19 protein-coding genes are annotated in these 25391 nt (G+C 64.4%); 9 read left to right on the forward strand and 10 right to left on the reverse strand.

Annotated features, from left to right (window positions below; all coding sequences use genetic code 11):
* Positions 1 to 122: 122 nt before the first annotated feature.
* Entirely contained in the window at positions 123 to 791 is a 669-nt protein-coding gene (locus llg_RS19920; protein ID WP_338286781.1) for a hypothetical protein, read from the forward strand.
* Between the two features lie 91 nt (positions 792 to 882).
* Here llg_RS19920 and llg_RS19925 read toward each other — a convergent pair whose 3' ends face one another.
* Entirely contained in the window at positions 883 to 3294 is a 2412-nt protein-coding gene (locus tag llg_RS19925; protein WP_338286782.1) for a hypothetical protein, read from the reverse strand.
* A gap of 437 nt (positions 3295 to 3731) precedes the next feature.
* On the opposite strand from llg_RS19925, the gene llg_RS19930 reads away from it, so the two are divergent.
* Positions 3732 to 4286 carry a sigma-70 family RNA polymerase sigma factor gene (locus tag llg_RS19930; protein WP_338286783.1) on the forward strand — a complete coding sequence of 185 codons (555 nt, stop codon included), beginning with the start codon at positions 3732 to 3734 and terminating at the stop codon, positions 4284 to 4286.
* On the forward strand, positions 4283 to 5854 hold the full coding sequence (locus llg_RS19935) for a LamG-like jellyroll fold domain-containing protein (RefSeq protein ID WP_338286784.1): 1572 nt from the start codon (positions 4283 to 4285) through the stop codon (positions 5852 to 5854). Before llg_RS19930 ends, llg_RS19935 begins: the two co-directional genes overlap by 4 nt.
* An 11-nt stretch (positions 5855 to 5865) precedes the next feature.
* Here llg_RS19935 and llg_RS19940 read toward each other — a convergent pair whose 3' ends face one another.
* Positions 5866 to 6693 (reverse strand): helix-turn-helix domain-containing protein, encoded by an 828-nt coding sequence (locus llg_RS19940; RefSeq protein ID WP_338286785.1) that lies wholly within the window; start codon positions 6691 to 6693, stop codon positions 5866 to 5868.
* A 150-nt stretch (positions 6694 to 6843) separates the two neighbouring features.
* On the opposite strand from llg_RS19940, the gene xylA reads away from it, so the two are divergent.
* From xylA to llg_RS19960, 4 genes are all read left to right on the forward strand, one after another.
* Positions 6844 to 8007 (forward strand): xylose isomerase, encoded by a 1164-nt coding sequence (gene xylA, locus llg_RS19945; RefSeq protein WP_338286786.1) that lies wholly within the window; start codon positions 6844 to 6846, stop codon positions 8005 to 8007.
* A gap of 114 nt (positions 8008 to 8121) precedes the next feature.
* Positions 8122 to 9639, forward strand: coding sequence for an FGGY-family carbohydrate kinase (locus tag llg_RS19950; protein WP_338286787.1), 1518 nt, complete (start codon positions 8122 to 8124; stop codon positions 9637 to 9639).
* Positions 9640 to 9670: 31 nt separating this feature from the next.
* The gene (locus llg_RS19955) at positions 9671 to 11179 is read left to right on the forward strand and encodes a c-type cytochrome (RefSeq protein WP_338286788.1); all 1509 of its coding nucleotides are present in this window, start codon (positions 9671 to 9673) and stop codon (positions 11177 to 11179) included.
* Complete coding sequence (locus llg_RS19960) at positions 11176 to 12609, forward strand: hypothetical protein (RefSeq protein ID WP_338286789.1); 1434 nt, start codon at positions 11176 to 11178, stop codon at positions 12607 to 12609. The genes llg_RS19955 and llg_RS19960 overlap by 4 nt, the downstream gene beginning before the upstream one ends.
* A gap of 148 nt (positions 12610 to 12757) precedes the next feature.
* Here llg_RS19960 and llg_RS19965 read toward each other — a convergent pair whose 3' ends face one another.
* Both llg_RS19965 and llg_RS19970 read right to left on the reverse strand, forming a co-directional pair.
* Positions 12758 to 13375 (reverse strand): DUF4276 family protein, encoded by a 618-nt coding sequence (locus llg_RS19965; RefSeq protein ID WP_338286790.1) that lies wholly within the window; start codon positions 13373 to 13375, stop codon positions 12758 to 12760.
* Between the two features lie 3 nt (positions 13376 to 13378).
* Positions 13379 to 14632: an AAA family ATPase gene (locus llg_RS19970; RefSeq protein ID WP_338286791.1), complete on the reverse strand. Its 1254-nt coding sequence runs from the start codon at positions 14630 to 14632 to the stop codon at positions 13379 to 13381.
* Between the two features lie 348 nt (positions 14633 to 14980).
* Between llg_RS19970 and llg_RS19975 the strand changes: the two genes are divergently transcribed.
* Together llg_RS19975 and llg_RS19980 are read left to right on the forward strand one after the other, a co-directional pair.
* Positions 14981 to 16366, forward strand: a complete 1386-nt coding sequence (locus llg_RS19975) for a sigma-54 dependent transcriptional regulator (RefSeq protein ID WP_338286792.1) — start codon at positions 14981 to 14983, stop codon at positions 16364 to 16366.
* 73 nt (positions 16367 to 16439) lie between these two features.
* Positions 16440 to 17357 carry a hypothetical protein gene (locus llg_RS19980; protein ID WP_338286793.1) on the forward strand — a complete coding sequence of 306 codons (918 nt, stop codon included), beginning with the start codon at positions 16440 to 16442 and terminating at the stop codon, positions 17355 to 17357.
* Here llg_RS19980 and llg_RS19985 read toward each other — a convergent pair.
* From llg_RS19985 to llg_RS20010, 6 genes are all read right to left on the reverse strand, one after another.
* Positions 17291 to 18670 carry an HTTM domain-containing protein gene (locus tag llg_RS19985; protein WP_338286794.1) on the reverse strand — a complete coding sequence of 460 codons (1380 nt, stop codon included), beginning with the start codon at positions 18668 to 18670 and terminating at the stop codon, positions 17291 to 17293. The genes llg_RS19980 and llg_RS19985 overlap by 67 nt on opposite strands.
* On the reverse strand, positions 18660 to 19709 hold the full coding sequence (locus tag llg_RS19990; protein WP_338286795.1) for an imelysin family protein: 1050 nt from the start codon (positions 19707 to 19709) through the stop codon (positions 18660 to 18662). Before llg_RS19990 ends, llg_RS19985 begins: the two co-directional genes overlap by 11 nt.
* 6 nt (positions 19710 to 19715) lie before the next feature.
* Positions 19716 to 21056 (reverse strand): di-heme oxidoredictase family protein, encoded by a 1341-nt coding sequence (locus llg_RS19995; protein ID WP_338286796.1) that lies wholly within the window; start codon positions 21054 to 21056, stop codon positions 19716 to 19718.
* 40 nt (positions 21057 to 21096) lie between these two features.
* Complete coding sequence (locus llg_RS20000; RefSeq protein ID WP_338286797.1) at positions 21097 to 22278, reverse strand: imelysin family protein; 1182 nt, start codon at positions 22276 to 22278, stop codon at positions 21097 to 21099.
* 116 nt (positions 22279 to 22394) lie between these two features.
* A complete protein-coding gene (locus llg_RS20005) occupies positions 22395 to 24533 on the reverse strand; it encodes an Ig-like domain-containing protein (RefSeq protein WP_338286798.1) in 2139 nt (712 codons plus the stop codon).
* 55 nt (positions 24534 to 24588) lie between these two features.
* Positions 24589 to 25386 (reverse strand): tetratricopeptide repeat protein, encoded by a 798-nt coding sequence (locus llg_RS20010; protein WP_338286799.1) that lies wholly within the window; start codon positions 25384 to 25386, stop codon positions 24589 to 24591.
* Between the last annotated feature and the right edge of the window lie 5 nt (positions 25387 to 25391).

Raw genomic sequence — 25391 nt, forward strand, 5'->3', positions numbered from 1 at the left:
TTCCAAGTTGCAACCATCCCGCTCCGGGGCGTTCATGGAGGAGGGAAACCGGCATGCACCTGCCCCCGGCCCACCCGAAAAATCTTCCCAAGATTCGCCGCTCCGCTACGTATCTCCCGACCATGAACTTAACCAACACGATTCTTGCCGTCGCCATCGCAGGAGCCGCCGGGTATTTCGCGGAGCCGACCCTGCGCCCGACCCTCACCGGGGAGAAGCCGGCGGCGAAGAAGCGTGTGGTGAAGGAGGAAACGCCTTCCGCCACCGACGTAATCCCAGCTCTCACCCCGAAGGTGGAGCCGAAACCGGAGCCCATTCCCGAGCCGCCCGCTCCCGTGGTGGAACCAAAGCCGGAGCCGGTGACGCCACCGGTGGAACCCGAGCCCAAGCCGGAACCCGCTCCGGAACCGAAACCCGAGCCGGCCCCAGTGCAGCCCGCCACCCCGGTCGAGCCGAAAATGGAGGAACCCAAGCAGGAAGCTCCGAAGGAAGAAGCCAAGGAAGAGCCGAAGGCCGCTTCCTCCGCTCTGATGCTGAACGAGGAGCAAATCGTGAAAGCAATGCAGCGCAGCGTTCAGACCGGCAATTTCAAGGAACTCTCCGCCGGCAAGCCGATCTCCTGGAAAGCCACCGAACCGGAAACCATCGGCGGTGAGAAATACCAGACCGGCATCCTCGAATACAGCGGCGAGACGATCTTCGGCGTGCGTCCGATCCAAGCCAAGGCCCTCCTTCAGGACGGCGTGGTGGTGAAATGGATCTCCCCGAAGAGCGGCATGGAGATCAAGTGAAGCGCAAGTTTCCCACTTGCGAGCCCTCACGACCCCTTTTCATCAAAAAGGCCGGACCCATCCCAGGTCCGGCCTTTGTCGTGTTCTTCAATCAGCGGTAATCCAACTGCGCCGTCGCCACGTTGTCCGTGTCGCTGGTGAAGCGGATCCAGTAGGCTTGGAACGCGTCCGGGAACTGGTGCTGGAAAGTGCCGTCCACCTTGAAGGTGGCGTAGTCCACCCATTCGCCCGATCCGGTGAGATCGATCTGCGCTCGGACGGTCGCCGGAGACTTCGTGGTGATCACGAGCGTCTTCTGGTCGAAGCCGGTCAGGAGGTAGGGATCGGACGGAACACCGGCCTTGACCGTTGTTTCCTTCCACGGGCCGCCCTTGCCGCGCGGCTTGCCGAGCTTCCAGACATCGTCGATCGCACCCGCCCAGAGGGCGGCCTTGCCATCGTCGGAGCGGATGATGTGCGGGTTGTCGGCACCCTGGCCATTGGCCACGCCGGTCATGACGAACATGCCGCGGTAGGAGCAGTAGTCCTGGATGCGCAGGTTGTGGGTCGCCACGGCGCGGGCCTTGGCAAAGCCGCCGGCGTTGTTCGCGGGCTGCTCGTAGAAGATGCCACCGGCGTTGAAGAGATTCCGCTCCGTGGAAACCTCGCGGCACACGCGGGCTTCTCCCAGCGGCCCCACCTGATCGAAGGACGGATCGCCCTTCGGCAGACGCCAGCGGCTGCCCTTTTCATCCACATAGACCACCGAAGCCGCATCGACGGAAACCGCTCCCGAAGGAATGGCCGTCTCCTTCTTGGTGTCTTCCAGAAGCGCGGGGTCATCGACGCGCTTCAGCTTGAGATCGCCATCGAGTTCGTAATAGCCGATGTCCCCCTGCGGCGAGCTGGCGGCGAGCGCCAGGGTCCGCGCATTCTTCGCCCGCGCCCGGATCACACCGCCGGTGAGATTGGTCTCGGAGGCCTTCGCCAAGCCGCTGAACATCTCATCGGCGAGGTCGCCGCGGGTGTCCTTGTTGGAGTATTGGAAGAACGCGGTCGCCTTGGTGAGATCGCTGTCCGAGGTCAGGCGGATCCACGCCCCTTCCATCGCCGAGAGATCGATCCACTGCGCGGGCTTGTCGACCTTGATCTTGGTCAGCGTCTTCCACTGGCCGTCGCCCTTCGCGTCCACCTCCACCGTGACCACCGGCACCAGTCCGGAACGACCGACATCCGCGGAGAGATGCAGTCCCTTCTTCTCATAGCCGGAGAAGAGGTAGGGATCGGAGGGCACGTTGCGCTTCACCGCTTCCGACTGCCACACCGCTCCGCGACCGATGACCGGCCCGAAGTCGGCGAGCTTGCCGGGATCGACAAACCAGAGGTTCGACTGGGACTGCGGGGCGGCGATTTCGCCCTTCGCCTTGTTCTTGTTGAGGAACTCGGCCTTCGCCGTGTCGTCGCATCCGAACACGACCTTGTCCTTCCAGCGCGAGAAGTCGCCGATGACCTTGAGGTAATTCGAAAGCGGGGTGATTCCGGCCGAGTGCGTGGAGTCGAAGGTGGCCGGGAATTTCCAGAACGTCCCGTGCATCGTCATGAGATAGTCCTTCTGGCCGATGTCCCGGATGCGCGGCCATTCCGTGTTCCAACCGTGGGCTCCATCGTAGGAATGCGAGCCCTTCGGCAGGCGGTAGGCCGTCCACTTCCCATGATTCAGGCACATGAAAATCAGCGAGCGGTAGTCCCAACCGATGGTCCATACCGGATCGGTGCCCGCCGACGGATTGCCGGTGATGCCCCCGGGACCGGTGACATCGGTAAACTGGTTGCGGCGGATGACGGTCCACTTGTCCGCCTTGCCGTCCCACTCGGCCAGCACACCCGAAGGTGCGGCCGGATTGGTGGTCGCCTCAGCGGCGTGGTCGCCGTTGTTCGCGTAAATCAAGCGGCCCTGGCCTGAGTAAAGGCCCTTGCCGTGGTAGCCGGGCAGGTCGGAATGGCGACCGTCTTTTTTCTGCTCATCGCGCCAGAGTTCCGTCACGGCGAGACTGTGGACGTCCACCTCGTAGATCCCCTCCTCCATGGTGGCGTAGTAGATCTTGTTCGCCGGGTCGGTGAGGTGCCGGGCATTACCGGTCATGCGGCCGTACATCGCCTTCACCGGGATGACGCGGACGTTCCGCTGGGCGTCGATCGCGTAGGGCCCGATGAAAAGCTGGTTGCTCTCTTTGTGGATCATCCGGTTCGCGGGCGTGCCGCCGATGCTCTCCGGGTGGGTGATCGATTTCAGGTCCGGGGTGATCTCATAGAGCTTGTCGCTGGATCCGGTCGGCGCGTGGGGGGCGTAGGTGATCACCCACAGGCGGTCGGCCCAGGGCACAACCGCACCGGTGCCGCATTCCCCCTCGTTGTTGAAATAGGCCAGTCCGGGATAAATGCCCGAGACGCTCACGGGCTCCGCGTGGATCAACCCGGCGAGGGCGAGGCCAAGAACTGGGTGGCGTAGGTTTCGCAAGAACATGATTTGGATGCCGTTTCGATCCGGCACTGAGGGGGTGTCGCCGGTCGCACACCATGCCACAGGAAAAATGCAGCCGTGATCAAAAATCGCATTTCCGGCCGCTCCCTTCCCGGAAACGCCTGTGGCCGGGCGTTGCCGCCCGGCCACACTCATTGCATTGCATGTACCCAAAGAAAACCGTGACTTGGCGGCCCGGTCCGATCGCCAGGCAGGTGCCGTATGTCCCGGACAACATGAGGAGAACGGGCGTGAGCGTGTATGCCAAAAGCGCCGTGATTGTTGGCATTTTCGGCACTCCCCGTCACGGCAGACGAAATAAGGGATTCCGCCCACGGGCCGGACCCTGCTTTTTCACACCGGACCATTACTCGCATGGTTCCCCAATCGGGATTTTTTTGTGATAGTTTCGACAGCCTGGCACACCCCCGGAAGGAATCATGTCGGACGCACCACCCCCAACCGCTCTCGACCGCAGCCGCGAAGGCGATCTCGACGCCTTCGGGGAACTCGTGCGCCAACACGAGGGCTGGATCCGCGGCTATCTCCGCGCCCGGATCCGGAACTGGTCCGCCGCGGACGATCTGGCCCAGGATGTGTTCGTCACCGCCTTCCGCCGGATCCGCGATTTCCGCGGCGAAGCCCCGTTCGAATCGTGGCTACGCGGCATCGCCCTGAACCACCTCCGGAATTTCATCCGGAAACGACGCGAGGACTGCATCGGCGGCAGTGAGGAACTCCAGGCCCTCATGGACACGGAGCCCCACCACGCCGACCAGGGAGGGGCCGCGCTGGACGCGCTGCGGGAGTGCCTGCACCGGATCGACGGCCCGGCCCGCGAATTGCTCGACGGCCGCTACGTGCAGGGAAAAAGCGTCCGCGAACTGGCCGATGAGGTCGGGCGCGGTTACTCCGCACTGACGATGCAGCTCCACCGGATGCGGGAAGCACTGGCCGACTGCGTGAAAAAGAAGCTGGAATCCCCAGGCACATGAACGCCCACGACGACACCATCTCCCGCATGATCGAGGGCGACGCGACACCGGAGGAAATCGCCCGCCTCCACGAGGCCGCGAAAGCCGACCCGGCCCTGCGCGCGCGGCTTTCGGAACTCACCGCCTTGCACGGCCTGCTCGGCGTCGCGATGGAAGACGAATTCTCCCGCGAACGCCGCCTCCAAGGCATTCTGAAGGCGGTGAAGGCCGCCGAGCAGGAGGATTTCGTCGACGCCGTGAAGGGTAAGGTCCGCCGCGGCCGCCGCTTCCAATACCGGCTCGCCGCGGCCGCCGCCGTGGCGCTGTGCCTCACCGGCTGGATGTTTCTCGCGGGCAAACACCGCGCCGTGGCCACCGTCGCACGCGTGGAAACCGTCACCTGGGGCCAAGGCGTGGAGTTCGATGCCGGCAGCCACCTCAAGTCCGGCCAGCACCTTTCCTTCGAATCCGGCTTGGTCGAGCTCCAGGTGGGCAAACGCGGCAAGATGGTCGTGGAAGGCCCCGCCGATCTGGAATTCGCCGCGGCGGACAAGTCGATCCTCCATCGGGGCCGCGTGGTGATGCGCGTGACGCCCGCCGGCCACGGCTACCGCATGGAAACCCCGGGTGGCGCGGTGGTCGACCTCGGCACCGAGTTCGCCGTCTCCGTGGGCGACAAGGGCGACACCGAAACGCACGTGCTGGAGGGCGAGGTGGAAGCCTTCCCGAATGGTGGAGGCAAGGTCAAGCTCACCCGCGACAAGGCCCTGCGCTTTGCCAATGGCGGCGAAAGCATCCCGGCAGACCTTGGCGAGTTCTACACCGCCATGCCGCCCACGCATGCCAAGACCGTGAACCAGGTCCATTGGCCGCTCGACACGATCGCCAATGCCACCACACCAGCCGTCAGCGACGGCATGCTTCCCGGGCCGAAGGAGTTCCGGCTGCTCTCCCGGGGTACCTTTCCCCCGCCGTATGCCAGTGAGGGCGTGTATGGCCACGCGCTGCGCTTCGATGGCAACCAGGCCTACGCGGAGAGCGATTTCCGCGGCATCGGCGGCGCGGCCCCGCGCACCGTCTCGTTCTGGGTCAAGGTGCCGAAGGATTTCCAGACCGAGGAAGGCTTCGCCATCGTTTCGTGGGGAAATTTCGTGTCCGAACACCCGGGCGGTGTCTGGCAGATCGCGGTCAATCCGCTGCCCGTGGATGGCCCGATCGGACGCATCCGGGTGGGCACCCACCAGGGCCAGATCGTCGGCAGCACCGATCTCCGCGATGACCAGTGGCATCACGTGGCCGCCGTGCTCTACGGAGGCTCCCAGCCCAACGTGGGCACGCACGTGATGATCTACCTTGATGGGAAGCTGGAACCGATCTCCCGCCGCGCCCTCCGCGAGATCAGCACCGAGATCGAGAATGCCCCCCACGGCGTGTGGCTGGGCCGGGACATCACGAACAACACCAAACCGGGCTCCACGGACAAGCGCCGCTTCTTCCGCGGCGATATCGACGAGGTCTACATCTTCGACGCCGCCCTTTCCCACTCCGATGTCCTCAAGCTGCGGGACGAAAACCAAGCGCCGCAGTGAGGGCGCTCCCTTCACCTCTTCACCGGTGCATTCCACGCTTCCCGCCGGTGCTTCGCGGGTGATCTCCCGAACTGGTCGTGGAAGCGCCTCGAGAAGTGCTGGATCGTCTTGAACCCGCAGCGTTCCGCGATCTCCCCCACCGAAAGCCCGCTGTGGAGCAGGAAATCGGACGCGCGTTCCAGCCGCAGCCGCCACAACCACTCGGAGGGCGGCAGGCCGATTTCCGCCTGGAACCGCCGCGCCAGATGCTGCGGCGTCACCGAGGCCGCCATCGCCGCCGTCGCCAGGCATTCCGGATCGGCCAGATGCTGCTCCATGTGGCGGATCGCCACCTCCACCACCGATTGCTGGCGCAGCCCGGACGAGGATTCCGTGACGCACAGGTAGGATAAAAGCGCCGCCAGCCCCATGTGGTCCACCCAGCGGGTATTGAGCGGCCCCTCGTAGCGCGGCTGGGCCATCACCATGTCCATGATCTTCGAGAGCGAATCGGACACCTGGATCACCTTCGGAGCGGCCACCAGCGCCTCCGCCAGCTCCGGCGGGACCGCCTCCGGTTTCACCGCCACCCAGGTGTGGTGGGTCGGGCTTTCCGGCGCGTAAACCACCGTTTCATGCTGACCGGGCACCTGCAGCGTGGCTTGGCCGGGCTCGAACGGGCGCTTCTCCTCGCCGACACAGGAAATCCCGGAGCCGCTGAGCAGGATGACGATCTGCCAGTCCTGCTGGATGCGCGGGCCACAGATGCCGCCGGGAGTGTAGAAGGCCTCGCCGAACACCGTGTCGGTGCCGTGGCGGCCGTGGTTCACGCGGGTGAGGTTGATGAGGCGATCGGACATTGGATGTTCGCTGTGGATAAATTTATGACACGAGCGGGACGTTGCGAACAAGTCCGATTCATAGTTCAATGCTGGAACGATGAATGACACCGCCGAGAGCATCGGGCGGGGGTCAAAAGTTCGTTAACGGCAATCCCATCACCTATCCACATGACCTGGAAACCGAATCCCAAGTACAAGTTCACCTTCGGCCTCTGGACCGTCGGCAACGTCGGCCGCGACCCCTTCGGCCTTCCCACCCGCCCGGAGCTCTCCCCCGCCCAGATCTGTGACCTGGTGGGTGAAGCCGGTGCCTACGGTGTGAACTTCCACGACAACGACCTGATCCCGATCGACGCCACCGCCGGTGAAGTCGCCGAGATCAAGCGCGACTTCTCCGCCGCCCTGAAGCGCAACAAGCTGAAGGTGCCGATGGCGACCGTGAACCTGTTCACCGAAGCGGTGTTCAAGGACGGTGCGTTCACCAGCCATGATCCGGCCGTGCGCGCCTACGCCGTGCAGAAGACCTTCCGCGCCATGGACCTCGGTGCCGAGTTCGGCGCCAAGATCTTCGTGCTCTGGGGCGGCCGTGAAGGCGCCGAATCCGATGCCCACAAGGACCCCTACCAGGCCATCCTGCACACCCGCCAGGCCTTCAACCTCCTCGCCGCCTACAACATCGAGAAGGGCTACGGCTACAAGTTCGCGCTCGAAGCCAAGCCGAACGAGCCCCGCGGCCACATCTACAACGCCGTCACCGGTTCCTACCTCGCCTTCATCCAGACGCTGGATCACCCGGACATGTTCGGCGTGAACCCGGAAGTGGCGCACGAGCACATGGCCGGCCTCAACTTCGTCCACCAGATCGCCGCCGCCCTCGACGCGAAGAAGCTCTTCCACATCGACCTCAACGACCAGGAGTTCGGCCGCTACGACCAGGACTTCCGCTTCGGCTCCGCGAACCTGAAGCACTGCTTCCACCTCGTGAAGATCCTCGAGGACCACAACTACAGCGCCCCGCGTTCCTTCGACTGCCACGCCTACCGCGCCAGCGATTTCGAGGACCTGAAGTGGTTCGCCTCCGGCAACATGCGCACCTACGAAATCCTCGCCGACAAGGCGAAGCGCTGGAACACCGACAAGGACATCCAGGCGCTGGTGAAGAACATCACCGCCGGTGACGAGAAGATCGCCAAGCTCCTCAAGAGCACCTCGAAGGCCAGCGTCAAGTCGATCTCCGAGGCGTCCTTCGACCGCCACGAGCTCGCCACCAAGCGCCTGCCATACGAGCAGCTCGACCAGCTCACCATGGAGCTGCTGATGGGCGTCCGCTGATCCGGACCACCATCCCTACAAGCCCTGCCTCCCCGCCTGCTCCCCAGCCTGCCTCCCTCATCGGAGCAGGCCGGGGAGGCCCTTTTTCTTTCCAAGCCCTACGACTCCCTTCCCATGCCCCACGCCCTCGGTTTCGACAGTTCCACCCAAAGCCTGTCCGCGGTCCTGCTGGACCTCGACACCCTCCGCATCACCCACGAGCTGAGCCTCCCCTTCGGTGAATTGACGGACTACGCCTCGCCGCGCGGCTTTTTGGAAAACCTGTCGGACGGCCAGGTCCACGCCGACCCGCGCCTGTGGGTGGCCGCGCTGGATGTGCTGGTGCAGCGCATGAAGGACGCCGGCTGGCCGCTTTCCGGCGTGACCGCCATTTCCGGCTCCGGCCAGCAGCACGGCAGCGTGTATCTCAAGGAAGGATTCGCCGCCCGCCTCGCGACGCTTGATCCCGCGCGGCCGCTGGGCCCGCAATTGGAGGGCATCTATTCCCGCGCCACCTCCCCGATCTGGATGGATGGCACCACCTCCGCGGAGTGCGCGGAGATCGCCGCCACGCTCGGCGGCGCCGAAGTCGTCTGCGCCCGCAGCGGCTCGGTGGCGGTGGAACGCTTCACCGGCCCGCAGATCCGCGCGTTCTACAAACGCGATCCGCAGGGCTACGCGGACACCGCCCGCATCCATCTCGTCAGCTCTTTCCTCTGCAGCCTGCTCATCGGCGCGGACGCCCCCATCGATACCGGTGATGGCGCGGGCATGAACCTCATGAACCTCGCCGCCGAGGATTGGGACGCCGGCCTCCTCGCCGCCACCGCCCCGGATCTGGCCGCGAAATTGCCGCCGGTGAGCCCGGCCTCGAAGCCCTGCGGCACCGTGTCCGCCTGGCTCGTGCAGCGCTTCGGATTCGATCCGTCCTGCATCGTGCTGCCGTTCTCCGGCGACAATCCGAGCTCGCTGGTCGGCATGGGTGCCGCCACGCCGGGCCGCGTGGTCGTGAGCCTCGGCACCAGCGACACGCTCTTCGCGGCCATGACCGAGCCCCGCACCGATCCGGAGGGCTGCGGCCACGTGTTCGGCAATCCGCTCGGCGGCTACATGACCCTCGCCTGCATCCGCAATGGCTCGCTGGCCCGCGAGGCTTTCCGCGACCAGCTCGGCGCGGATTGGTCCGCCTTCGAAGCCGCAGGCGACGCCGATCTGCCGGAAACCGCGACCACCATCCCCTTCGTGGCGGATGAGATCACCCCGAAGCGACCGGGAGGACTCTCTGAAGCCGACACATCCCTCGCCACGCCGCAGCGCGTGCGAGCCTTCCTCGAAGGCCAGGCGTTCAACCTCCTGCGCCAGCTCGAGTGGATGCACCTGAAGCCCACCGAGCTCTGCCTCACCGGCGGAGCCTCGAAGAACAACGGCATCGCCCGGGTTTTCGCCGATGTGTTCGGCGTGCCGGTCAGCCGCCTTTCCGTGAGCAACTCCGCCGCGCTCGGTGCCGCCATGCGCGCCGCCATCGCCGCGGGCGCACCTACTGAAGATCTAGTAAAATCGCTCTGCGCCTCGGATTCCACGATCCAGCCGACAGATCGCGGCACGCCGGCCCGTTACGGGAATTGGCTGCTGGCCCTGCGGGCGGGCGCTTGATGCCCCGCCTTCCCATCTCCCATCGCAACCCATGAAGCCCACCGCCCGTACCGTGCCTCCGGCACTGAGTATTGCCTCCGTGGCCGCCTGTCTGATCGCCTCCGCGGAGGCCCAGGACGGCGGCCAATTGTTCACCACCTACTGTGCCGCCTGCCATGGAACCAATGGCGAAGGCGCGCAGGAAGGCCAATTCCCGCCGCTCGCCGGTTCCCCGTGGCCCATGGGAAACCCGGACCGCGCCATCAAGATCCTCCTCTCCGGTATCCACGGCGAGGTGGAAGTCAACGGCAAGACCTGGAACCTCGAGATGCCACCGCAGGGCGCCATGCTCCCGGACGACCAGATCGCCGCCATCCTCACCTACGTGCGTTCCTCCTGGGGGAACAAGGCCGAGGCCGTCGAGGCGTCCCGCGTGAAAACCGTTCGCGCCGCGACCGCGAACCGTGCCGAACCGTGGACCGCCGCCGAACTGCTCAAGCAGCACCCGCTGGACATCAAGCCACCGGTTTCCGATCTCATTTCCTACGTCTATGACGGCGCGTGGAAGAACCTCCCGGACTTCAGCAAGCTGAAGGCCGCCGCCACCGAGGAAGAACACAACGGCATCGTCTCGATCGCCAAGGCCGGACGGAAAGACCACTTCGGCATGGTGTGGGAAGGCGGACTCGAACTTCCCGCCGACGCCGAGTATGAATTCCACCTCGGCGCGGACGATGGCATGCGCCTTGTCCTCGATGGCTCCGTCGTCGGAGTGATCGATGGCATCGGACCGCTCGAAGGCCGCGAGAAGGTCGCCACGGTGAAGCTCGCCAAGGGCGCGCACAAACTGCACGTGGAGTACTACGAGTTCGAGGGCCAGGAGGAAATCCAGCTCGCCTGGCGCAAGAAGGGCGACAAGGCCTGGACCTGGCTGAGCCCCAAGAAAGGATCCGCCAAGCCGAAGTGGCCCGAGATCCCGATCGAAGCCACCGCCGAGAAAGCCGCTATCTACCGCAACTTTATCAAGGGCACCACGCCCCGCGCGATCGGCATCGGCCTGCCCGGCGGCGTCAACTTCGCCTGGAGCGCGGACAACCTCGCACCCGAACTGATCTGGCACGGCAAGTTCATGGACGGTGGCCACCACTGGACCGAACGCGGCCAAGGCGCGGAGCCCCCCGCGGGCGAGGACGTGGTCAACCTGTCCAAGAACGCCGCGCTTCCCAAGGGCGCGCGCTTCCTCGGCTACAAGCTCGATCCCGCGGGCAACCCGACCTTCGCCGTGGAAATCGGCAAGGGCCGCTTGCTCGATTCCTACAAGGCGGGCGGCTCCCAAAGCGCCCCCGCGCTGGTGCGCACCCTCACTTTCACCGGCGATAGCCCGGTCGACCTCGTGATCACGGACACGCTGCCGGTCCAGAAGGTGTCCCCCGCCGAGCTCGCGCTTGGCAAGGACGCCCTCGTTGCCTTCAGCGGCCCTCTTCCGCCACCTCGCGCGGACAAACTCGTCATCACCCTCACCCCCGGTCAGACCACCACCCTCACCTATCGCTGGAAATGAAATCCGTTCTTCTCTCACTCGCCCTTCTTTCCAGCGGCGTCCACGCCGGCCAGGAGGAATACTACATCCGCGAACGCATCCCGACTCCCACCGACGAGGTGCTGGAGCTCGGCTCCATCGCGTTGCTCCCGGACAAACAGATCGCCGTGAGCGACCGCCGCGGCGACGTGTGGATCTGCACCGGCGCCTACGACCAGGACCTGACCAAGGTCACCTGGAAGAAGTTCGCCAGCGGCCTGCACGAGCCTTTCGGCATGTTCTGGAAGGACGGCTGGCTCTACCTCACCCAGCGCCCCGAAGTCACCCGCATCAAGGACAGCGATGGCGACGGCACCGCCGACACCTTCGAGACGATCTGCGACAAGTGGGGCATCAATGGCGATTACCACGAATACGCCTTCGGCAGCCCGCCGGACAAGGATGGCAACATCTGGGTCCTGCTCTGCCTCACCGGCTCCTTCACCTCGGAGTCGCCGTGGCGCGGCTGGGCCCTGCGGGTCACGCCGAAGGGTGAAATGATCCCCACCTGCTCCGGCGTCCGCTCCCCCGGCGGCATCGGGTTCAACGCGGATGGCGACGCCTTCTACTGCGACAACCAGGGACCGTGGAACGGCTCCTCCGGCTTGAAGTGGCTGAAGCCCGGCTCGTTCCAAGGCAATCCCTCCGGCAACAACTGGCACGGCGACAAGTTCCCTGCCCCGCCCCAGCCCACCGACGGCTCCCGCATCCTCACCGAGCGGAAGAAGTTCCCCGAGTTCATCCCGCCCGCGGTCATCCTGCCCCACGGCAAGGTCGGCCAATCGCCCAGCGGCATCGCCTGCGATCTCAGCGGCGGCAAGTTCGGCCCATGGCAGAAGCAGATGCTCATCGGCGAGCAAACGCACTCCCAGGTGCAGCGCGTGAACCTCGAGAAAGTCAACGGCCTCTACCAAGGTGCCGTGTTCCACTTCCTCGAAGGCTTCGAGGCCGGCATCGTCCCGCTGCGCCAGGCCGAGGACGGCACGCTCTTCGTCGGCGGCACCAACCGCGGCTGGGCCTCGCGTGGCAGCAAGCCGTTCACCTTCGAGCGCGTCCGCTGGACCGGCAAGACGCCCTTCGAGATCCATGACATGAGCGCCCGCCCGGACGGCTTCGAACTGACCTTCACCGGTCCCGTCGATCCCGCCACCGCCGGCAACCCGGCCTCCTACGCGATGGACACGTTCACCTACATCTACCAGGCGAAATACGGCAGCCCCGAGGTCGATCAATCCACCCCCACGATCACCTCCGCCACCGTCTCCCCTGACAAGACCAAGGTCCGCCTGAAAATCGACGGCCTCGTCCAAGGCAACGTCCACCACCTCACCGCCAAAGGCGTGAAATCCGCCGAAGGCAACTCCCTCTGGCACCCGGAGGGCTGGTACACGCTCAACGAGATTCCGAAATAAGCGGAGTCTTGCTCAACACTCCACTCAAACAAAATGGCGGCCACCCGGCCGCCATTTTTGTTTTTATACCAATCGCAACCATTGCACGTATAGCAGCCCTACTTGGCTCCGCGCCCTTCTCTACGCTACACCTCAGACGAAAGCCGCATCATACAGCATGATGTAAGAGAGACGTAATCCCCTCCACAAAATGCCGGAAACTCTTCGATGTGTTTCTCGATGCATCAAGACACGCTGCCATTTTTCTAGCGACTTCCATCTTCGCCAATCCGCCTGGATAGTAGCCTGCCTTTTGAAGCAAACGTTCAAGCGCTTCCCAAGTCCCGCCTGCAATGGCATCGGGATCTCGATAACCAGCTTTGCTGCCAAAGTAAGGAGAAACACCCTTAAACATTGACGAAACTGCCATGGGATCACCCAGAAACCATGCTTCGATCTCCTCAACTGCGATTCGATTCAACACCGTGAAACGTCCGCGCTTCGGAGCGCTTTTGGTAGAAAGACCAGCAGCACGAGCAGCAGCTTCCAGTTTTTCTTTCAGCTGCCCACAATCTTCGCGGTCTTCGTCCACTAAAACAACAATCTTCCAATCCTCTGGAATCCACGCACTGTAGCCCTTGAGCCGCTTCTCAAGCTGCAGAAGCAAGTCGGCCTTACCTTGGAACACAATAGGATTCCACGTTGTTCCTGCAGGCAAGATTCGCGGAAAAAACCCTTGAAAAAAGGCCTCCGCAGACGGCTCCTCCAAAATCAACTCAATGTGCATGATTCAGCGGATTCGAATTCGCTTACGGATAGCTGGGCGCCGCTCGCCACCGGAATTAATCAACGGATCTCCCGCTTCAAAGTGACCTTCCATCCAAAGATTTCCAAGCAGCGCTCCTTGCGCCATAAACTCCTTGATCCCAAGCATATCAGACGCCCGACGCGCTTGAGTAAAACCATCTTCCGTTCGGTAGAGAACCCATGCCTCTTCCGCCCTTAGAGCGTTGACGAAAAATGGGGAGTGTGTGGTAACCATCAATTGGGCTGAGCCTGAAGCATTTCGGCATTCTTCGGCCAACTCTGGAAGCAAACGAGGATGAAGCTGATTCTCTGGTTCCTCAATTCCAATTAATTGAGCAGGGTCCGGATCATGAAGCAAAGTGAGATAGGCCAACATCTTAAGCGTCCCATCCGAAGCAAACTTCGCCATAACAGGTCGCTCAAAAGGAGCGTCCTTCACCTGAAGCAACAATCGGCCATCCGGCATAACCTCGGCGTCCACCTTCTCCAACCTCGGCACCCGTTCGGTTAGCTTGCGAAGAACTAAATTCAGTCTGTCTTCGTGCCCCTCTTTGAGAAATTGAATCACATTCGGGAGGTTATCACCACTGGAACTAAGCCTCTCCTGGGGACCAGCCTCTGGAACACCCCTCGTGTTATCGGCGGAAAGGTAGGATAAATACCATCCCGTGATGAAACGGCGCAATGCCCCCACCCGCGGATGCTTTGCAAGCTGCCCGAGTGTATTCACCGCTAGCAACTCACGAGAATCCAAACGCTCCGAGGTACGGGTATCCCGATCATCAGGCATGTCTCCCGTCACAACCTCTCCGGAACCAGGAATCTCTTTCCCGAAATCAAGAAATTTAAATGGAGCCCCTGGGTGCATTCGCTTCCAGCTCAAAAACTCGCGGGCCACGTATGGCCCCTTAATATCCTCTCCAATTTCCAAATGATAGGTGATGAGGGGACTCCGTCGTTTTTCTCGATATTTTACCTCGAAAACAATCGGACCATCCTCACCTCGAGTCCGTAGCTCCTTAAATCGCCCGCGCTTATCCCATGCCTTACGAAGACCGGAACCAAAGCTCTCGGCAAGAAATGCAAACACGTCAAATATTGTCGATTTGCCGCTACCATTCGGACCCAAAAAAACTGTCAGCGGCGTCAGGTCTTTCAACTCGATGTCGCGCAACGCTCGGTAATTCTGGACGCGCAGGTATTCGATTCTAGGGCGGTCAACGTGCCGTGAACTCATAGTCGGAATGGGGATGATCTTTGGTGGAATCTTTTCCAGCGAGCAGGAGCGGATGGCACGCTAACAAACGCCCCGCACCGGGGAAGAAGAAAGGATGCCGTGCTGGCGCGAAATCCCCGAACCCCTCCCGCAGCCGGCCCACCCGCGCTCTAACAAAGCTGGCAGCCCTATCCTCATCCGCCATTTCCGCCCGACCCTCTCCCCATTTCCCCCGCGAATCCGCCAATTTCCTTGGCTCCCAATGGGTTTCCACCCGCCCCGACCAGCCACCTTCCCCTCCCCCTTTCGGACGGGTCGTCCGTTTTTGCGTGTCATCTCCGACACGCCTGCTTCACTCCCCGGCGAACGATGGCCGATAGCCCCACGGAGGAAACCCTTCTGCTTGTCGATCCCGACCACGATTTCCTGGATTGGGCGACGAAGCATTTGTCCGCACGCGACCTGCGCATCCTGCGCTGCGACAACGCCCAGAACGCCGCCAAGGTGGTCGAAAAGACCCAGGTGGACGTGGTGATCGCGGCGATTTCGCTGGAACCGTTCGATGGCCTGGAGCTGCTGACGCAGATCCGCCAGCAGAGCCCGCAGACGCTGGTGATCCTGACCGCCGGGTTCCCGACCACCGGCCAGGTGATCGAGGCGACCCAGCGCGGGGCGCACGACGTGCTGCGCAAGGAGGCCCTGCCCTTCGAGCTGCGCCCGGTGGTGGAATCCGCGCTCCAGACGCTGGAGGACCGCCGCAGCGCCGAGGAACCGGTGGCGGACGTGCCGACGGTGGACGGCCGCGTGAAGATCATCGGCGTGTCCCGCGCCCTGCAGGACGTGTTCAAGATGGTGGGCCGCGTCGCCCGCTCGGACGCGCCCGTATTGATTTCCGGCGAAAGCGGCACCGGCAAGGAGCTGGTCGCGAAAGCGATCCACGAATACAGTCCTCGCCGCCAGAAGGAGCTGATCACGATCAATTGCGGCGCGATCCCGGAGAACCTGCTGGAGAGCGAGCTTTTCGGCCACGAAAAGGGCTCGTTCACTGGCGCGATCGCGAAGCGCGAGGGCCGGTTCGAACAGGCCGATGGCGGCACCCTTTTCCTCGATGAAATCGGCGACATGCCGCTTTCCATCCAGGTGAAGCTGCTGCGCGTGCTCCAGGACGGGACGTTCTCCCGCGTGGGCTCGAACGAGACGCTCAAGAGCGACGTCCGCGTGGTGGCCGCCACGCACAAGGACCTCGTCGCCGAAGTGGCGGCGGGCCGTTTCCGCGAGGACCTTTACTACCGCCTGAACGTGGTCGAGCTGCGCATCCCGCCGCTGCGGGACCGCCGCGAGGACATCCCGCTGCTGGCGGAGTTCTTCCTCCAGAAGATCACCCGCAAGAACGGCATGGCCCGCATCCGCCTCACCGGCGAGGCGGTGGCCGCCCTCCAACTCCACAACTGGCCAGGCAACGTCCGCGAGCTGGAAAACACCATCGCCCGCGCCTGCGCCCTCGCTTCCTCCACGATCCTGCTGCCCGCGGACATCCCGCTGGCCGCGGCCCCGTCCGCGATGCGGAACACGGTGTCCGACGCGATGGACCGCCTGCTCAATGCCGCCCCGACCGGGACGAACCTGATCGAGTGGGTCAGCCGCGAGGTGGCCACCCGGGTGCTGGAGCGTTCCAATGGCGACCTCAAGGAGGCCTCCATCGAGCTCGGTGTGACTGCCCAGGAGCTGCGGACCCTGCTCGCGACCAAGGATTGATTTCTGACGATTCTGTCAGCCGCACGGCGGGCATCCCGCTCGACCGCGCGGCCTGTCCGTCTAACGTTTCGCCATGCGGCGGAGCGGATTCCAGCGGACCCGGTGGCTGCTAGCGGGCGGGCTTTTCACCGTGGCTGGCATTGCGCTGTGGCATGTCGCCTCCGACACCCCCTCGGGTTCGAAGACCGCCGTCGCGTCATTGAGCCGGGCCTCGGAGCCGGGCAATCGTCGCCCTGTGGGCCCATCCGCATCGGAAAAGATCGCGGAGATCCGCGGCCAATTGGACGCCGCCGCCCCCGTCGCCCGCGGCCAAATCCGCAACGACTCGGTCATCGACCTGCTGCGCCGCCTGGCGGAACTCGATCCGGAAGCCGCCATCGCCTTCACCCGGGACCACCCGGAGTTGCACGGCGACCCGGGATTGGCCGCGGAGCTTTTCGCCGGTTGGCTGGACCGCAGGGAGACCGAAGCCCGCGGTTGGCTGGACAATGTTCCGACCGGGGCACTGCGGACGCAACTGGTGCCGCTCGTGGTTTCGAGCCTGGCCTCCGAGCATCCCGAGGACGCCCTCGCGCTGGCCGGAGAGCTGCCGGGCTACGATGGGGATCTCGGCATTTTGGCGGCATTCGGCCCTTGGACGGCGAGCGACGAACTCGATGCCCAACCGCGGGAGCGCGCCTACGCCGCCGTGTTTCGGGAGTGGGCGGCCAGCAACCCGACCGCCGCCGCAGCGCGCGCCCAAGGCTTGGAAGACCCGCTCTGCCGGAATCTCGCGCTGCAGGAGGTGGCAGGAAAATGGATGCTCAAGGACGCCCCGGCGGCGATCCAGTGGGCCCGGGCCCAACCCGTCGGGCCGGACCGGAATTCCGCCCTCCAGGGCCTCCTCGGCGAGTGGATCCGGCAGTCCCCCCACGAAGCCAAGGCTTACCTTCTCTCGCTGGAGGACAGCCAAGAGCGCACCCACTGGCTGACGATGCTGCCCGTGGATTGAGCGCGGGTGTCCGGCAGCATCGGCACGATCCAATGCTCCACCGGCTCCCCGGCGAGATTCACCGCCGGATCGATGATCGGCTGGCTCGGCCGGCCATTGAGCGAGGCATAGGCCTCGGCATGAACCTCCACCTCGCGTCCATGCAGTCGGCGCAGTTCGCCGCCAAGGAACCGGGCGAAGTCCCGAACCAGGTGCGGGTCCTGCGCCATCAGCGTGACCTGCCGCGGCGTGAGATAGTCCCTCACGTCGATCTGCCACCGGCGGCCGTCGAAAGGATCACGGGCGATGAAGGACACACTGCCCGCTTTCTCCACGATCATCACCTTCCATGCCCAGTTGAAGCCATTGCCACTCCAAGCGCTGGGCCCATCCATGAAAAGCCCCCTCATCGGCACCGCGATCTGCCAGGCTAGGTAAACGCCGATCAGCCATCGTCCCCACCGTGGCATAGGCGGAACCACCGCCTGCACCACCGGCCCGCTCCTTTTCCAAACCCGCATCGGCCAGTCCGGCGGAAAGAACAACGTGCTTCCTGCGATCATGATCCAGGGGAACATCCCGATCGAGGGAAACAGAACACCGGTGGCGACATGGAACGCGATCACCGCGCCGAAGGCGCAAGACCGCGTGCGTCGCATCATCAGCAGGAACGGAATCGTTAGATCGTAAACCGCCCCGGTCCACGCCGCGGCCATCGCCACCCACGGCTTCTCCAGCCATGGGCCCACCAGCGGCAGGTCCGAGCGCGCCGCCAGCCAGATCCGCAGCGGCTGCGCGGCCAGCAACCAATCGCCATTCAGTTTCGCGATGCCGGCGAAGACATACACGATGGCGAATTGGAACCGCAGCAGCCCCACCGTCCACGCCGGGATCGTCTCCACCCGCAGCCCCGAACGCCGCCGGGCATCCACCGACCATGCCCAGTGGGCTGGCATGAACACCAGCAGGCCCGACACCAGGCTGACGAGATAGTAGTGGTTCAGATACGCCGTGCGGTCGATCAGCTCGAGGTAGGTGAAGCCCGCGAAGAACAGCACCGCGCACAGCCGATATCGGAAGCCAAGCGCCATACCCACCGCGCACACGGCCACCAGCATGACATGGACGTGCATCCAGACGGCGGGCCACGGCCGGATCCATTCCAGGCCGGGATACGGAAAATGATAGCCGGGTTTTAGGAACAACTCGTCGACCCAGCCATGCGCCAGGAAGCGCACCATCGCCGCCGCCATCAGCATGCCGAACAGGATGCGGAAGACCGCAAGCGAATGAATCGCGATCCCCGGCACAGTCGCCGGTCGCTCAATCGCCATCGGTGGAAATGAAGGTGAGCGTCACGCCCAGCGAGCTCGCGAGATCGACCTTGAGCAGCACCGCGAGCTGGTTGCACTGGCGGGTGCTTTCCATCAGTGCGGATGTGTCCGGCCCCTGCGATTCCAGCGGCTTCTCCAGCTTCGAAAGCGCGGCGATCGTCTCTTGGAAGCGTTGGTCCAGCCGCGCGGCCAGCTCCGGATTGAACTTCTTCACATGGGCTCCCATTCCCGCTTCATGAACACGGCGCAGCCCTCGCACCACCGCTTGCAACAGAACATGGGAATGCCCGCTGGCGGCTCCCGGCACCTTGTCACGCGTCGCCCGCTCCGGCGGATTGAGCATGGTGGACAAGCGAGTCACCGAAGCGGCCTCCGCTGTCATCACCATCCGGTTCACCAGCGCGTTGAGGCTATCCTGGCCACCGTTGAGAAAGGCCGTCGCCGCCGGACTGTAAGATTCCTGCCAGCTCCGGGCCAATCGCCCCGAACGCTCCGCCGCCTCCGCGGCGATGGCGTGAAGGTAGTGCCGCCGCTTGCTCTCCTCGAAAAGAGCCAAGGTCGCCGCCGCATCCACATCCTTGGGAAAAAGCAGATACTCGATCGCATACAAACCCTTCGCCGCCGCCCCGAACGATGACAGATCGACGTCGTCCTGCTTCATCGCGAGGATCGCCTTTTCCACGCTGCCGGGCCGGGTCGGGAGGAAGAAGAAAGTCGCGGCCAGGTCCCCTTCGAGGATCGGGCCCACGCGGCAGCAGTCGATTTCCTGGGCCGCCTCGGCCGCCTTCCGCCAGCAATCCCGCGCGCGTTCCAAGCCCGGCAGGTCCGGCTGCTCCTCGAACCGGCGGGTCTCCTTTTCCAGAAGCCCGCAAGCCTCCGCGAGTTTCGCGTAGCCCGGCGCGATCGCCGTCTCGACGAGGGTGTGGAGCATCTGGTCCTTCGCGGTCTTGGGTGCGTGGACGGCGGTCTCGGCGGCATCCGCTTCACGCGGCAAAACGATGGCGCACAGAACGGTTAGAAAAACGAATGGGAGTTTCATGGCAACTCAGAGGGATTCAATGAAGCGCACCAGAGCCTCGCGGTCGGCTTTGGGCAGGGAGCGGAATTGGTCACGGGACGGCCCGGCCTCGCCACCGTGCCAGAGGATCGCCTCGGCCACGCCACGGGCCCGGCCATCGTGCAGCAGCGTGTTGTGCCCGTTCACCTTCGGCACCAGCCCGAGGCCCCACAGCGGCGGCGTCCGCCACTCGCGGCCGGAGGCGTCGAACACCGGACGACCATCGTCCAGTTCCTCGCCGAGATCGTGGAGCAGCAGGTCGGTGTAGGGATGGATCGTTTGGCCGGACAGCTCGGGAAACTCGCGCCACTCGCCGGTCGTCAACTCGGGCACATGGCAGGCGGCACACCGGAGTTCATTAAACACCTCCCTGCCCCGCCGCACCTCCGCATCGCCGGAACCACGCGCGGCGGGCACGGCCAGCGTGCGGCTGTAATAGACCACGCTGTCGAACACCTTCCCCCCAACCTCGGGCGAACCGCCGTTCGGCAACGACGCGCAGGGTTCCTGCCCCGGTGTGAAGTTCTCATCGGGAAACAAGGCGGTGGTCAAACTCATGTCCCCTTGGAACGCGGCCGCGACCTGCTGGGAGATCGATGGTTGCTCCGATTTCCACCCGAAGCGCCCGACCGCCATCGCCTTCGCACCCACGTCCCACACGCGGTTGACCCGGCCGGAGATCCCATCGTGATCGCGGTCGTCGGGATCCACCCGATCGAGCAGCGCTTTCTCCGGCACCGCCTCCAACAGCCCGAGCCCGATCATCGCGGGAGCCACCCGCGCCGACATCAACAGTCGCGGCGAAGGCGCGCCGTAGCCGGGATGTTCCATTCGATACACCGGCTTTCTCAACGTGTAGGCTTCTCCATCCGAGTAAGTCCCGGAGATCGTTTCATAGCTCACCTTCACCTCCGCTTCCGCCGGCACGCCGGGCAAGGCCTGGCCTTGGATCTGGCCGCCGTAGATCGGATCGGGCAACGGCCCGCCGTGCGGATCGCTGCCCGGAATGCTGATCCGCAACAAGGCGGTGGTGAATGGCCGGCCCTCTTCCGGCGACGCGCCGCGGCCATCCTTGAAATGGCAGGTCGAGCACGAGCGGGTGTTGAACAACGGGCCGAGACCATCGCGCGCCGTGGTGGACGCGGGTGCCGCCACCCAGTTCTGATTGAAGAACGAATTGCCGACAAAGAACGCGGAGCGGCGCTCCCCTTCCAGGTTTGCCAGCGGCTTGGTGAAGGCATCGCGGCTGACATCCTCCACCGTGGTGGCCCCGCCCGCCGGACTGGCGGACATCTTTCCCGTCAACGCGAGGACGAGGCACACAGCCATCAGCCCATGCATGCCCCGATGTGTTTCCCGGCGCATCATCTCATTGGGTTTCATCCCGCACGCCGAGCAGCGAGGCGACCTTCGCCATCGTTTCGGTTTGCGATTGCAGCGAGCGGATCGTGCGATGGATCGCGATGCGGCCGGGAGCCGTGTCCGCGCCGAGAAACGCTTGGTCAAATGGCGAGGGAATGGAGCGGGCGTTTTCCACCGAAGCGTCGATTTGTTTGCCGAGCTCATCGGCCAGCGCGGGATCGGTCTCCTTCAAAAGATCCGCGATGCCAGGCCCTTGGAGCCGGGTGCCATCAAGGCAGGTGTAGTCGCCGGTGTAGGCATTGCGGATGCCGAGCGCGTCCTCGACCACGTCCGTGCAGGTGTTGTCGCTGAAACAGGAATGCTCGTCCTCCTGCTCCTTGGTTTCGTAGGCGACGGTGAGCCGTTCACCGGCCAATTCGGTTCCGCCGAGAGCCGCGATGCCGTGCAGGATCTTGCGGAGCGATTGGTGGGTGGCGGAGGCCTCGAACCACGCGCGGTAGTTGTCCGGGCGATGGTCCGCCCACTGGTTCTCCACCGTTTTCAAGTCCTCCACCAGCATCCCGGTGATCAGGCGGAGATACTCCCGGCGGCGTTCGGGATGCGGTGCTGTCGCCCCGGGCCCCGTCAGGTAATCCTGGAACGAGCGCTTGCCCGGCCCTTTCGGATCGAGGTCCTGCCCCCACAGCAGGAACTCGATGGCGTGGTAGCCGGTGCTGATGCTTTTCTCGCCGTCCTTCTCATTGAGGTCGGCGATCGTTTCCTTCGAAAGTTCCGGATAAAGCTCCGGATGATTGATGATGCCGGCATGGGCATCCCCTTCCACGTAGTCGATGTAGTTCTCATCAACCGGCCAGCCGTTGATCCGCCCTTCGAGCTGGTCGATCGGGCCCTCGTAGAAGCGGAAAGCTTCGGAGTGTAGATACGGCTTGCGCGCGTCGAGCCACGCGGCCCGCGCCTTCGAGAGCGTGGCGTCCGAGGGCGCATCGAGGAACGCGTCGATGGCAGATTGAAGGGCCTCGGCGGCCTGGAGCGCGTCGCGGCAGGTCGCCCCCGCGAGCGCGGCGTAGTGCCGCACGACCTCGGTCTTCAACCTCGCGGACTTCGTGGCGGCAGGCTGACCTTCGTCGAGGGCCTGGACGGAAACCGGGAAAAGACAGAGCAGCGGAAGGATGAATCGGAAGGGATGCATGCGAAAACAAAGCCGGGTTTGGAACGATGGAGCGGGCGGACGCTTTCCTGAAGCATCCGCCCGCCGTTCAATCACCTGGGGTCAGGGGAAAACCCGCGGGTCTTTCCCACCGGGTTTCACTGGTAGGTCACCGTGATTTTCGGACGGCTGGCCACCGTGCCGATCTCGCGGGTGTTCAGGTCGAGGCCGTCCGTGTTCGCGTAATCGAGGATCACGAAACCGTAGTTACTGGACGGGGTGTTGATCCACGACTGGACCTTGGCGATGCCGCTCGCGTTGAGCGTGATCGTCTTCAGGCCGTTGGCGGTTCCGGCGAGGCTGCCGAGCACCGTGGTCTCACGGTCGTTGGCACCGTTGGCACCGGCGGTCTGCCAGTTCACGCCGGTGCTCGCAATGTTCCAGGTGGCGGTGGTCTCGGACCAGGCGCGCTTCAGGGCATACAGCTCGTAGGCGCTGGCACCCGGGTCGGTCACGTTGAAGGTGACGGTCACGGCCGTCACCGTCTTGCCAGCCGGGATCGAGGTGAGATCCCACGACACCAGGCCGGCGTAGTCCGGGCTGCCATCGATCTCGAGCGTGGTGTTGGTCCCGAAGTTGGTCGTGGCCGCGTCGCTCTTGATCTTCGTGTCACGGGTGCCGGTGTAGCTGCTCACGCCGTCCTGGAAGGACACGGTGGTGGGGCCGCCGGTGCCGGTCACCGTCACGGAAACAGCGGTGGAGGTCTTGGTGCCATTGGCGTTGTCGGTCGCCACGGCGGTGAGGCTGTGGGTGCCGACCGGAGCGCTGCTCCAGGTCACGCTGTAAGGGCTGGTGGTGTCGGTGCCGATCAGGCTGCCGTTGGCGTAGAAATCCACCTTGCTCACCGTGCCATCGCTGTCGGACGCGGTGGCGTCGACGGTGATGTTGGCGGGCTGGGTGAAGGACGCGCCGTTCGCCGGGCTGGTGATGCTCACCGTCGGCAACTGGTTGCCCGGAGCACCGCCCTTGACGATCGAGAAGGTGTCACGCACCGCACCCGCGCTGTCGAGGTAGGTGGCGTCGAGGCGACCGCCATCGACATCCAGCACCATCGAGCCCGCCACGTTCAGCGAGATGAACATCGCCGCGTGGTTGAGCGTGCCGCCGCTGGTCTGGCCGGAGGCACCCGGCACCGCGTACACCGCGCCGGAGTGCGGGATCGGACCCACCGCGGTCTTCGTGTAGGCACCGGCGCCCTGGCCGCCACCCGCCTGCACCTTCATGCTGCTGGTGAAGGTGCTGGAGGTGCCGTAGTGGCCGTCGATGAAGAACGAGCGCTCGTAGCTGTGGCTGTGGCCGCCGAGAACGAGGTCCACGCCATACTGCTCGAGGATCGGCAGGATGTTCTGGCGCATCTCGACCAGATTCGACTCGGTGTCCGAATCATGCGAACCCTTGGTGTAGGGCGGGTGGTGCCAGAAGGCCACGACCCAGTCCTTGGTGGTGGAGCCGAGGTCGCTGCGCAGCCAGTTGGCCATCGCACCGGTGGAGGAGCGGCTGGTTTCGGCGGAATCCAGGCAGATGAAGTGGATGTTGCCGTAGTCGTAGGAATAGTAGGCTTCCGTGCCGGACGCGACACCACCGGCCTCACCGGCCTTCGGCATCGTGAAGTTGTCGTAGTACGGACCGCTCTGGGTGGCGGAGTCCGCGCCCACGGCGTCGTGGTTGCCGATCGTCGGCCACATCACCGACTTGCGGAGCATGGTCGGGTAGATGGCGAACAACTTGCTCTGGTATTCGGCATCGGTGCCGGAGCTGTAGGCATTGTCCCCGAGCATCATCCACAGGTCGGTGTGGCGGGTGCCGGTGAAGGTGTAGTAGGCATCGCGCACCGAGGTCTGGACGCTGCTGCCGGTGCAGGCATCGCCCAGCACCCACACGCGGGTCGGCTTGGCCCCGGTGGGAGCCGTGACGACGAAGTAATCGGAACCGCTGGCAAGCGTGGCGCTGCTGCTGCCCACCGAGTAATAATAGGTGGTGTTCGGGGTCAGGCCGGTGAGACGGATCTCATGCTCCGTGGAGCTGGTGGCATTGGAGGCGGTCTGGGTCAGCGAACCGGCCGAAAGGCCGTAGCGGACCACGCTGTCCGTCGCCGTGCTGGTGCGCCAGCGGACGGAGGTGGCGGTAGTGCTGCCGTTCTGGAGGTACGGCCCGCGGGTCACCGTCTGCGCCTGCGCTGCCGTTGTCAGCGCAACCGCCGTCGTGAACACGAAGGCTGTTTTCAGTTTGGGATTCATGGATGGTTTGTTTTCTTTGGTTGCTGTGGGTCAGGGGGAGATCGTTTCAGCCGGATCACCTGGCGGTCACCCCTGTGCGGGCTTTGGTCTCAAGCTCCACGGTGGCTGGGAGAGTGCGGAGGCGCGGCGGCAGCGCCTCGATGGCGGACAGGGCGTCCTGATAGGAACGGCGGGCGTCGTCCGGTCGCCCCGCCTTGGCGAGCACCTCGGCGCGCAGGATCAGCCATGATTCCTTCCGCTCCGCCGCAGCCACGAGCCGGTCGATCCTCGCCAGCGCGGCATCGAAGCGCGCCAGTTGCACCTCGATCCCGATCGTGGCGGACTGAAGCGTCGGGACGGCTCCGAGGCTGGCCATGCCCTCGTCCAGCCCCCGGACGGCGGAGTCGAGTTCCCCCGCATTGACCAACACCTCCGCCCGCTCGAGGAAATGATCCGGACGCGGGTCCTTGGTGCAGCCGATGGAGCGAGTGTAGTCCTCGGCGGCCGCCTTATAATCCTTCAGGGCGGCGAGCACTCGCGCCCGGGTCAGGTACCCCTCGGAGGAGGCCGCCTTCCGTTCCAGAAACCGGTCGAGCGACTGCCGGGCCTGCTCCGGTTTTCCGGACTCGAAAAGAGCCCGGCCGCGACAATACAGGACCAGATCGAGCTTGGAATCGAGCGCCGTGGCCTCCGTGTAATCCTCCATCGCGGCCTCGAATTCCCCGTGCTCCCGCCGCAGTTCCCCGCGCTTCAGGAAACGCTCCGCCGTCGGCTCCGCGTCGATCTCCCGCGTCAGCGCCGCGATCTCCACATCCAGATCCCCGTGGCCGTGGAGGGGAAATATCGAGCCGCCCAGAACCAGCAGGAGCGGCAAAAGAA

The sequence above is a fragment of the Luteolibacter sp. LG18 genome, assembly GCF_036322585.1.
Taxonomy (GTDB): Bacteria; Verrucomicrobiota; Verrucomicrobiia; order Verrucomicrobiales; family Akkermansiaceae; genus Luteolibacter.